Source organism: Chryseobacterium sp. StRB126, assembly GCF_000829375.1.
In the GTDB taxonomy this organism is placed as follows: domain Bacteria; phylum Bacteroidota; class Bacteroidia; order Flavobacteriales; family Weeksellaceae; genus Chryseobacterium.
Genome location: NZ_AP014624.1, coordinates 2924375 through 2936072 on the forward strand (window position 1 = coordinate 2924375; position 11698 = coordinate 2936072).

Annotated in this window: 10 protein-coding genes; 3 read left to right on the forward strand and 7 right to left on the reverse strand. The window is 37.1% G+C overall.

The genetic code is table 11. The features are described from left to right. Positions 1-46 precede the first annotated feature (46 nt). Both CHSO_RS13240 and CHSO_RS26635 read left to right on the forward strand, forming a co-directional pair. Positions 47-1270, forward strand: coding sequence for an MFS transporter (locus tag CHSO_RS13240; RefSeq protein ID WP_045496678.1), 1224 nt, complete (start codon positions 47-49; stop codon positions 1268-1270). Positions 1271-1736: 466 nt separating this feature from the next. Beyond that, positions 1737-1910 carry a bacteriocin-like protein gene (locus CHSO_RS26635; protein ID WP_410493357.1) on the forward strand — a complete coding sequence of 58 codons (174 nt, stop codon included), beginning with the start codon at positions 1737-1739 and terminating at the stop codon, positions 1908-1910. A 182-nt stretch (positions 1911-2092) separates the two neighbouring features. Here the strand turns inward: CHSO_RS26635 and pdeM are convergent, their stop codons facing one another. From pdeM to CHSO_RS13275, 7 genes are all read right to left on the reverse strand, one after another. Next, on the reverse strand, positions 2093-2737 hold the full coding sequence (gene pdeM, locus CHSO_RS13245; protein WP_045502519.1) for a ligase-associated DNA damage response endonuclease PdeM: 645 nt from the start codon (positions 2735-2737) through the stop codon (positions 2093-2095). Positions 2738-2799: 62 nt separating this feature from the next. Continuing rightward, positions 2800-3402: a 2,3-bisphosphoglycerate-dependent phosphoglycerate mutase gene (locus tag CHSO_RS13250; protein ID WP_045496681.1), complete on the reverse strand. Its 603-nt coding sequence runs from the start codon at positions 3400-3402 to the stop codon at positions 2800-2802. Between the two features lie 142 nt (positions 3403-3544). Continuing rightward, on the reverse strand, positions 3545-5995 hold the full coding sequence (locus CHSO_RS13255; protein WP_084220986.1) for a ligase-associated DNA damage response DEXH box helicase: 2451 nt from the start codon (positions 5993-5995) through the stop codon (positions 3545-3547). 2 nt (positions 5996-5997) lie between these two features. Then, on the reverse strand, positions 5998-7578 hold the full coding sequence (locus tag CHSO_RS13260) for an ATP-dependent DNA ligase (protein ID WP_045496684.1): 1581 nt from the start codon (positions 7576-7578) through the stop codon (positions 5998-6000). Continuing rightward, positions 7575-8597, reverse strand: a complete 1023-nt coding sequence (locus CHSO_RS13265) for a ligase-associated DNA damage response exonuclease (protein ID WP_045496687.1) — start codon at positions 8595-8597, stop codon at positions 7575-7577. Before CHSO_RS13265 ends, CHSO_RS13260 begins: the two co-directional genes overlap by 4 nt. Before the next feature lie 247 nt (positions 8598-8844). After that, on the reverse strand, positions 8845-9921 hold the full coding sequence (locus CHSO_RS13270; RefSeq protein WP_045496691.1) for an SDR family oxidoreductase: 1077 nt from the start codon (positions 9919-9921) through the stop codon (positions 8845-8847). An 84-nt stretch (positions 9922-10005) separates the two neighbouring features. Further along, positions 10006-10590 carry a Crp/Fnr family transcriptional regulator gene (locus CHSO_RS13275; RefSeq protein WP_045496693.1) on the reverse strand — a complete coding sequence of 195 codons (585 nt, stop codon included), beginning with the start codon at positions 10588-10590 and terminating at the stop codon, positions 10006-10008. Positions 10591-11048: 458 nt separating this feature from the next. Between CHSO_RS13275 and CHSO_RS13280 the strand changes: the two genes are divergently transcribed. Then, on the forward strand, positions 11049-11675 hold the full coding sequence (locus tag CHSO_RS13280) for a CatA-like O-acetyltransferase (RefSeq protein WP_045496696.1): 627 nt from the start codon (positions 11049-11051) through the stop codon (positions 11673-11675). Positions 11676-11698: the final 23 nt, after the last annotated feature.

Consider the following 11698-nt stretch of genomic DNA (forward strand, 5'->3'; position numbering starts at 1 on the left):
ATTCATCGGAAATTTGCATTGTCAACATCAACAAAATTACAATGCAATGAATTATCAAAAAGAAATACAAATTAATACTGCATCAGGAAGTGTAAAAAGTAAAGGACTTCCTGCTGCATTATGGGCACTTACGATCAGTGCCTTTGGAATCGGAACTACAGAATTTGTGATTGTAGGTCTTCTTCCCACTGTTGCGGGTGATCTTGGGATTACGATTCCGTCAGCAGGTTTACTGGTAAGCCTTTATGCCATAGGGGTTGCTATCGGAGCTCCTATTTTAACGGCACTCACAGGGAAAATTCCCCGCAAAATGCTTTTGGTTTCCATTATGTTATTATTTGTAATCGGAAACGGATTGGCTTCTATTGCTCCGGGATTTATCACGCTGGTTCTGGCCAGAATATTAACAGGATTTGCGCATGGTGTTTATTTTTCCATTGGCTCTACTATTGCAGCATCACTGGTTCCGGAGGAGAAAAGAGCAACGGCTATTTCCATTATGTTTGCCGGACTTACGCTAGCCATTGTAACAGGAGTCCCATTGGGAACTTTTATAGGACAACATTTTGGATGGAGAGCTACTTTCATTGGTGTTTCTATTCTTGGAATGATAGGCTTGTTGGCCAGTTTATTATTGGTTCCAAACAATTTAAAGAACGGAAAAACAGCATCTATCAAAAGTCAGTTCAAAGTATTGGGGAATAAGCGTTTGATTTTTGCCTTTTTGATGACCACAACTGGCTATGGAGGAACATTTGTAGTGTTCACGTATCTGTCTCCGATTTTACAGAAAATAACAGGATTCCAGGAATCTACAGTCACTTTTATCCTGTTAATATATGGTATTGCCATTGCGCTAGGAAACCTGATTGGGGGGAAAGTAGCCAATAAAAACCCATTGAAGGCCCTTTTATGGATGTTTGCGGCTCAGGGATTAACATTACTGGCCTTCTATTTTACAGTGAGCAGTCCGGTTTTAAGTATTATTACGTTGTTCTTTTTAGGAGCACTTTCTTTTGCAACAGTTCCAGGACTTCAGCTTTTGGTGGTACAGATTGCTGAAAAGGAACTTCCAGGAACTGAAGATGTAGCATCAGGAATTAATATTGCAGCTTTTAATATCGGTATTGCGATTGGATCTTATGCAGGCGGATTGATTGTAACCTCTTCATTAGGATTGGGAAGTACTCCATGGATTGGTGCGTTATTCTTAGTGATTACAGTATTGATAACCATCATCAGTATTCGTTTAAGCAAAAAAGTAAACTAATATTCAACCTGGCCCAATCTCCCAATTGAAGGACTGAACATTCCCCTTCCTTGGAGGATGGCAAAAAAATTCAAAAAAATTTGACGGGGTAGTCAATGGCACACATTAAAAACATATAAAACCAAAATGTTAGATTGAAGTAAGGATATGCAGTGAGGTTTTATGAAAAGGGCAGATCAATGATCTGCTCTTTTCTATTTTAATTTGACGCAAAGTTTTATTATTATGCTGCTCTATTTTAGGGAGCAAAGAGAAGAATCAACAAGTTGATTTGATGAAGCGGGTGATATGATGATGTGTACTTTTTTCAAATATAAAACTCTTTGATAATACTTAGTTTCTCGATAATACATGGGCTATCTTGCTTAATAATAAAATTTTAACACCATTTTGTAATTAATTTTATTTAATTATATTTGGAAATAAGAACAAAGTGTTCTAAAAACTAATATCTAAATAAATAACTATGAAAAATCTAAAGAAAATTACAAGAGACAGTATGAAATCTATCAAAGGGGCAGGTCCAACTTATTGTAGAGTTGGTTATATTTACATGTGTAATTCTATTTATGAATGTATTCCAGAACAGGACATTTGGGACTGTGTTTGTGGATGTGTTCCTGTTACTAGACCTGTATAATTGACATCTTTTACGGGATATCAATTTATAAGATACACGAGTAAGCCTTCTCTTTGAGAGGGCTTTTTTTATTAATGTTTATTGTGTTCAAATACAAATACAACAGTTTTATTTCTTTTAAATAAATGTGGTAATACACAGTTATAACAAGTTTTAGTTTTTTATATTTAACTAAACTAAACTCACACCTCATAAATCCCATCATCGGTAAACACAAAAAACTTACTTTTCTTAGGTAGATTTTTAGTATCCAAACCTGTAAATTCACTGAAGGCCGGAAGTAACAGCTGGTTTTCACTAAGAGCAAAACAGGGAAGCCTGATGCTTTTCACAGCAGAATTTAAAACAATCCCCGGATGAATATGCCCAGTGATCTGAAAACCGGATTTTTCTTTATCAAAATCATGGATCAGCGTAAACGCGCCAAGTTCTAATAGGGATTCTTTAAAATCCAGACAAAGCTTTTGTTCTAAAGACTCTGAAATACGGTCGTGATTTCCCTCAATAAGATAGAATTTCAAATCAGAATATTGATTTCTCCAATGGCAGAATTCATCTACATCAGAATTGTCTCCGGCATGAAGCAAATCGCCTACTACAATAAACTTTTCCGGCTGAAAATACTCAATCAGTGCAGATAGCCTTTTCAGATCACTTTTCATGATATGGTTGGCCAGTGCAATACCGTTTTTTCGAAAATGAGCAGTCTTTCCGATATGAAGATCGGAAAGGAGTAAGGCTTTTTCCTTTTCCCAAAACACAGCACGCTGATTGGTTAAGATAAAAGTTTCATTTTGAATAACGATTTCTTTGGTAGCAATAAACACGGACAAATCAGTTCAAGGTTTTGAGTTTAAAGTTCTATACAAAAAGTTGTTTTGAGAATACATCATCCTGCTCTTCTGCTTACATGAAAATTTTCATCAAAGATATAAGTAATCGGGATACCGGTTGCAATTTCTCTTTCGAGGATTTCTTCGGGAGATAAATGTTCCAGATACATGATAAGGGCACGAAGGCTGTTTCCATGAGCAACGATCAATACATTTTCACCTTTCTTCAACAAAGGAGCGATCTCTTTTTCAAAATAAGGAATTACTCTGTTATAAGTATCTTTAAGGCTTTCTCCACCCGGTGGAACTACATCAAAAGACCTGCGCCAGGTATGAACCTGTTCTTCTCCGTATTTCAGGGCGGTTTCTGCTTTATTGAGACCTTCAAGATTTCCGTAGGAACGCTCATTCAGCGCTTTATCCATAACAATAGGAATATTGGATTTTCCAATTTCATCAAGAATGATGGAAAGGGTATGTTTAGCTCTGAGTAAAACTGAAGTAAAGGCAATGTCTATTTTTTCTTTTTTTAAGGCAATTCCTGCATTTTTTGCTTCTTCAATTCCTGTTTCTGTAATATCGATATCCTGCCATCCGGTGAATCTGTTTTCAAGATTCCAGAGTGACTGTCCGTGACGGACTAAAAATAATTTTGCCATTATGTATTTTTTATTTTAGCTTTCTGAAAGCTATACTCTAAGTTACGGCGATTATTTAAACTTATCAAGAAATTTCGGTCAGAATATTAGGCGAACAATACTATTAAATTGTAGTCACAATTCATTGGAAAGTCTTTTCAAATCAGATATCTGATATATTGGAAAGTTTCAGCATTCTTTTAATTCTCGCATCCAAGCCTTCACTGGAAAGTGTTTGTCTAAGGCTATCTACCTTGATTGGAAAGCTTAAAGGGGTAAAAGAACGGGAATGTTTCAAAATAACCGTAGACTTTTCAATTCTTTTAAAGGCTTCTACCAAACGTTGTTCCTGAAGCTGCATATTAAAAACTTCGGTATAGGCCTGTTTGATTAAAAAATGGTTGGAATCATGATCTTCCAAAACTTTAAAAATAAGTCCGGCTGAGCTTTGTAACGATTTATTGGAACGCTGCTGTCCGGCATAATTTTGAATCACCATTCCCGAGATCACAGCAATATCCCTGAATTTTCGTCTTGCCATTTCTGCTGAGTTGATACTGGCAATCACATCATTCATCAGGTTGTCCCTGGTTAATATCTGCTGTAAGTTTTCTTCATTCAACGGAATTTCCTTATCACTGAACAATTCAAATCCATAATCATTCATCGCCATTGAGAAAGAAATAGGGGCCAGTTTAGAAATCCGGTACGCGATTAACGCAGCCATTACTTCATGTACCAGACGGCCTTCAAATGGATACATAAAAAGATGATAGCCTTCACGGTTTTTAATCATTTCCACCAGAAATTCATCTTCCTGAGGAATGTGAGAGTTTTCTTCCTGATTACTCAATAGCGGATGTAAGAATTTCAGTTCTTTTTCCGAAGCTTTTGGACTTAAGGCATGTGAAAGTTTTTCTCGTAAAAAATGTCCCAGGTTAGAGCTCAATGGCAATCTTCCGCCGAGATAACTCGGAACCTGGGCTTTTCCTTTGGCAGCTCTCACATAAACCGTCATGTCTTTAATCATAGCAACTTCCAGAGTTCTTCCTGCCAGAATAAATTTTTCTTCTTTTTTCAGTTTGGAAATAAAGTATTCTTCAATCATGCCTACATAACCTCCAGAGATAAATTTGACTTTGAGCATAGCATCGCTTACGATAACGCCCATATTCATGCGGTGAAGCATAGCTATTTTTCGGGAAGTCACTTTATATAAACCGTCTTCCATAATCACAATCTTATGGAATTCTTCATAGTTTTTTAAAACACTTCCGCCAATGGTCAGAAACTCAAGAATACTTTTCCATTCTTCATCCATCATTTCCTGGAAAGCATACACTTTTTTGATCCTTTCATAGACTTCATCAGGATAAAAACCGTTTCCAACCGCTAAAGTCATTAGAAACTGTACCAAAACATCGAAACACAAAACCTGGGGTTCTCTTGGTTCAACAACTTTCTGTTTTACCGCTTCTTTTAAAGCAGAAACCTCTATTAATTCCAATGAATGGGTAGGAACGCAATAGATTTTAGAAGTTTCAAAAGGGGAGTGCCCGCTGCGGCCAGCCCTTTGAAGAAATCTTGCGACTCCTTTTGCAGAACCAATCTGAATGACCGTATCCACAGGTTTAAAATCAATTCCCAGATCTAATGATGAGGTGGAAACAACTGCTTTTAATTTTCCGGAACTTAGATTTTCTTCAATCCAGATTCTTAAATGAGCATCAATGGAACTGTGATGAATGGCAATTTGTCCTGCAAAATCAGGATAGGCATCCAAGAGTAACTGATACCACATTTCACTCTGGCTTCGGGTATTGGTAAAAACAATGGTAGATTTTGATTCAAGGATAATGGGAACTACTTTATCTGCAAGCTTATGTCCAAGATGTCCTGCCCACGGTAATATTTCAACTTCATCCGGGAAAACGGGAATAATGTCGATCTTTTTATGTTCTTTGGCTGTTATTTTTGTTTTTTTGATCTCATATGGAATCAAAACATCCATGGCTTCATCCAGATTTCCAATTGTAGCCGTAATGCCCCAGATCTGGAGTTTTGGAACATATTTTCTGAGTTGTGATATACCCAGTTCTACCATAACACCGCGTTTTGAGCCTAATAATTCATGCCATTCATCTACCACAACACATTTCATATCCCTGAAAAAGGTTTCATGATTTTTCTGAGCCAGCAAAAGGTGTAAACTTTCCGGAGTTACCACAAGGATTTCAGGCATCTTTTTTACCTGCTGCTGTCTTACTTTAGGATCTGTATCTCCGTTTCTTACCCCAACCACCCAATCAAGGCCAATTTCATCCATGGCTTCCTGCATTGCCTTCGCAATATCCTTAGACAAAGAACGGAGCGGAGTAATCCAAATCATTTTTAATCCCTTTTTATAGTTATCGGGATGGTTTAAAAAGTCTGAGATCAATGCTAAAAAGACAGAGAAAGTTTTCCCGAATCCTGTGGGGGCCACTACCATACCGCTATATCCACTTCCAAATTTCTTCCATGTATCCATCTGAAATTTAAAAGGGGATATGCCTTTATCCTTCATCCATTGCTGAATGATGGTAAATCCGTTGGTATGTTCAAAGGCTGCCACGTTTATTGTATTAATTTTTTGATTTCTTCCAGTGTATCAATCTCGTCTACTGTTTTATCTTTCCGCCATCTTACAATTCTTGGAAACCGAAGGGCAACACCACTTTTATGGCGGTTACTGAATCCTATTCCTTCAAAGGCAATTTCAAAAACTAATTCTGCTTTTACGGTTCGTACAGGACCAAATTTCTCAATGGCATTCTTCGTTACAAATTTGCTGACCTCCATAATTTCCTTATCTGTTAAACCTGAATACGCTTTCGCAATAGTGACTAATTTGTCTTCATTTTTCACGGCAAAAGTATAGTCTGTATAATAGGCACTTCGTCTGCCGCTGCCTTTTTGGGCATAAATCAGAACGGCATCAATGGTAAAAGGATTGATTTTCCATTTCCACCAATCGCCTTTTTTACGTCCCGCATGGTAAGGCGAGTTTTTCTGTTTCAGCATCAGCCCTTCACTGTTTACACTTCTTGAGTTTTCCCGGATTTCATTCAGATCTTCCCATTTCTCAAAATCTATACTCTTGGAAAGCCTTATATTTTCAGTGGTTTCATTCAATAATAATTCTTCAAGCATTGCTCTTCTTGCAGAAACAGGTTTGTTTCTCAAATCATGGCCTTCGAGTTCCAATAAGTCGTAGGTAAATACTTCAATAGGAATTTCAAAAAGCATTTTTTTAGTTAAAGTTTTCCTATTTAATCTTTTCTGTAATTCATTAAAATTTAAAACCTTACCTTCTTTTACTGCAAGTATTTCTCCATCCAAAACAAAATTGCCTTTCATCGCCATTACTGTCTGAGCGATCTCAGGAAATTGCTCGGTAATAAGTTCTTCACCTCTCGACCATATAAACACTTCATCATTTCTTCGGATGATCTGTCCACGTATGCCATCCCATTTATATTCTATCAGCCATTCATCCGGCTGTCCCAGCACCTCAAGCTCTTTTTCCAAAGGATATGCAAGACAAAACGGATAAGGTTTGGAATTATCCGGATTGATATTTTCTGCAGAGATCAATTCTTTATAGGAAACTTCCTCAGGCTTCCATTTCCCCATTAAACTATGAGTTAATGTACTGGCTTCCTGCTCGGAGAATTTGGTTAATGCATTAATCAGAGTTTTATCTGATACTCCGATTCTAAAGCTTCCACCTATTAATTTATTGAAAATCAAACGTTCCGTATAATCCAGACCATTCCATGAAGACAGAACAAAATCCTTCTTTTCGGTTTCTTTTTTATCTTGTAAATCAACAATATCCTTCATCCATTGGGAAAGGCTTCGTTCAATATTTTCCTGTGGTGGTGGGAGAATTAATGAGAGGGTTTCTCCAAGATCTCCAACTGAGGAATAGCTTTCCTGAAAGAGCCAGAAAGGGAGTCCTGTGATTTCTAATGCCCATTCCTTCATTAAGTTCGTATTGACATTCCTTTTGGGTCTTTTTCCTGTAAATAAAGCAATAAACCACACTTTATCTTCATCCGGAGCACGTTCCAGATAATCAATGATAGCATCAATTTTAGCATTGGTTTTATTGGTCGTTTCCAAAGCATTGATAAGGCCTGCAAAATGTCTCATGACTTTGGATTTTCAAGGGTTTCCTGTTCTGATACTTCTTCATCTTCGCCAAACAGGGTTTCTATAACATCTGCTTTCATTCCAATCTCATTCAGATATTTTGAAAAAATTTCCGTCTGTCCATGGGTAACATGTACAATCTCTGCTTCTGTTGCTTTTACAGTTTGTAATAATCCTTTCCAGTCGGCATGATCACTCATGGGAAAACCTGCATCGGCACTTCTCCATCGTCTGGCACCACGCACCTGCATCCAGCCTGAACATATTGCAGTGGCGGGATCAGGAATCTTTTTAATAATATTACTGTCAAGCAAAGCGGGAGGAACAATCACAATTTCGTGTTCCATATCTTTCGGGCTCTCTCTGAAATCTGCAATGGTATATTCCGGAAGATCTACTCCTACAGCTTCAAAAGCGTTATTCAGTCGTCCAATAGATTCGTGAACATATATTTTTCCCAGTCCTTCTACAGCTTTCATAATCCGTTGAGCTTTTCCAAGTGAATATCCGATGAACACAGAAGTTTTGCTGTTCTCCTGATTTTTTAAGACCCAATTCTGAAGCTTTTTATTTAAATCATCCACTTCCAGCCAATTATAAATGGGAAGTCCGAAAGTACTTTCTGTAACAAATTCATTACATCTCACCAGTTCAAAAGGGGTACTGAGACCATCATCCTGAACTTTATAATCTCCGGAAACAACGGTTACAAATCCCTTGTATTCTAATCGTATCTGGGCTGAACCAATAATATGTCCGGCAGGATGTAATGAAACATTTACGCCATTAATGTTGATCTTTTCCCCATATTTCACCCCTTGACATTCTATATCTTTTCCAATTCTCTGATATAAAATAGGTTTCGTAAAATGATGGCAAAGGTATTTCTTCATTCCCCAACGGGCATGATCGGCATGTCCGTGAGTGATTACAGCCATATCTACAGGCCTCCAGGGATCTATATAGAACTTTCCCTGCGGACAGTAAATTCCTTTTTGAGTCAATGTGATTAGCTTCAAGGGTGTGATTCGTTTGGATAAAATGCTTCAAAAACTTAACCAATTTACAATAAACTGTTGATTTTATTGCAACTTAAGGTTTTATTGTTGGAAAACACAAGGGCACTACGTTTTTTTATAAGGTCGTGCCTTTAAGGCGCAAGGATTTTATCTGTGATAAAATTGAATACGTTTAATAATTGCCAGAAATACACGAATACACGAATATCTTTTTATTCGTGTATTCGTGGCTATAAAGTAACCATCATTAAGGGATTATATTTTCAGCTTGCAATCTTTTAAATACTTCGATAAAAGAGTCTTCTGTGCTTTTATAGGCTGTAAAGCCAAGTTTTCTGCTTTTTGACAAATCACACATTACTTCTAACGGTCTTCCAAGATCTAAATCAGTGTGCCATGCAGAAGACAAACGATCTAAATTGTTCTCTTTCAAATTATTTTTTTCTGCAATAGCTTTCCAAATTTCCTGATCGTTTTTTAGTTCTTTTTCCAATGGTCTTATGGTATCGCTAAAACCTTCGAATTCTACTCCAAACCAATCTGCGAGTCTTTTCCATAGCCATTTCCATCGGAAAACATCTCCATTGGTAATATTAAAGGCCTGATTTTTTGCAGATTCTGTAGTAGAAGCCCACACTAATTGTTTGGCTAATATTCCGGCATCAGTAACGTCTGAGACACCGTTCCATTGTGCTTCAGATCCTGGCCAGATGAATTTCCTGCCTGTTTCCTTACAAATACTCGCGTATACAGCTAGAGTGGCCCCTATATTCATGAGATTTCCCACCGCATATCCTACAACCGTATGAGGGCGGTGAATACTCCATGTAAAACCGTCTCTTTCTGAAGCTTTATAGATTTCATCTTCCTGAGCATAATAAAAGTTGGGAAGCGGAAGTCTTGGATATTCTTCACGAACTGGCGTTTCCGGTAATTTATCTTCTTTAACATACGACTCAAATGGTCCCAGATAATGTTTCAAACCGGTTACTAAAGCAACATGCTGAACTGATTTTTTAGGAGATAAAACATTCAGGAGATTTCTTACCAGCATACTGTTGATCCGAATATTTTCTTCTTCTGTATCATTGCGCATCCAGGTCGTAAAATAAACATGAGTAGGAGAGAGGTCTTTCAATGCCTCCATAAGATTCTGTTCATCCAGTAGATCTGCTTTCACAGGAAGAAGACCTGGAATGCTGTTATTTGGGTTTCTTGATAATCCATAAGTTTTCCAACCCTGTGCAAGAAGTTCTTCGGCAAGATTGCTTCCTGTAATTCCGGTAGCACCTACTACCAATGCAATATTTTCTGTATTTTCCATAAGTATTGTAAAATTCTTCAGCAAAATTATGGTGGTTACAGCTTGTCACACTTGATTTAGATCATGGGTTTGAGTTGATCTGGATCAAGTATTATTAAGGGAATTCTTTTTGCGGATTCTGCTGATGGTTTCGGGAGCCAGTCCAAGATAGGAAGCAATGAGATTATGGGGAACACGTTTAATCATTTCCGGGTTTTTCTGTGCCAGTTGCAGGTATTTTTCTTCAGCAGTATATCCGTTGGAAACAATAAGTCTGTAATCTTTGGTGACCAGACTGTTTTGATACAGAATTCTGAAATAGCGATCCATTGCAGGAATCTGTAACATCATTTTTTCATAATTTTCCAATGTAATCATCAAGACTTCAGTATCTTCTACAGCATCAATATTTAAAACTGCCTTTTCCTGATGAATAAAGCTGTTGAAATCGGAGATCCACCAACCTTCAAATGCAAACATATTAATGTGTTCATTTCCTTTTTCATCAGGGAAATAAGATTTTAACAACCCTTTGCTTACAAATGACAGACATCTGCAGATTTCTCCTTCCTGCAACAGGTAGTGCCTTTTCTTCAGCTTTTTTATTGTAAAAAATGTTTGAATCAGACTTTTCTGTTCATCATTAATCTCAACTTTATTCTGAATATGGGAAAGCAATACTTCAAACATCCGAAAAATATTTCCTCAAAAATACGGCTTTCAGAAGAAATGGAGAGCTTATTTATCAAAGTCATAGATCCTGTCACGGATGCACGCATACTTTTAGCTGATTATTATTATGACTTTATATAATCAAGTCTCAGCATACAATTCCTCATTATTTAGGTGCAAAATTTTCTATTTTCATAAGAATCAATCCTCTACATTTTAAAAGCAATATTGAGATTCCTACGAAATGACAAATATAATGACATTTACCCATAGAGATATTCGTGTATTCGTGGCCATCATAAGCAATATTCAATTGTATTGCAGATAAAATCCCTGCCCCTTAAAAACGTAGCCTTATAAAACCCCTTAACCTCTTGCGTTCTCCAACCTGCAGATCCTTGTTTATAGAAAATTAATACTCATTTACTAGTTAAAACCGGGAAAATTTATAGAAATTTGCAGCAAATTAAAAATCAATGAAGATTGTAGACCTCGAGCAATGGAACAGAAAGGAGCATTTTGAATTTTTCTCTCAAATGGCAAGCCCCTATTTTGGTTTTACTACCGAAGTAGATTGCACAAAAGCGTATGACAAAGCTAGAGAAAGTGGATATTCTTTCTTTGCTTATTACTACCACAAATCGATGATTGCCGTTAATACAGTTGATGAATTAAAGCTGAGAATTATTGATGGTCAGGTGGTTCAATTTGATTTTGTTCATGCCGGAAGCACGATTGGCAGACCGGATGGGACTTTTGGTTTTTCATTTACTCCTTTTTCAGAAGACTTTGAAACATTTAATGCGGCATTACAGGACGAAATAAAAGGAGTTCATCATTCTACAGGACTTAGATTAAGCAATGAGAGATTAGGGAAAGATCACGTTAGACACACCACCATTCCCTGGAATTCGTTCAGTGCAATTCTTCACCCGACCAATTTTAACAATGACGAATCGGTACCTAAGATATCTTTTGGTAAATTCAATATCCGCGATGGTAGAAAATACATGCCCGTTTCTATTGAGGCACACCATGGCTTGGCAGATGGTATTCACATAGCAAAATATCTTGAGGAGTTTCAGAGACAGCTGGACTTATAATTAAAGAGTCGCAGCATTTTAAA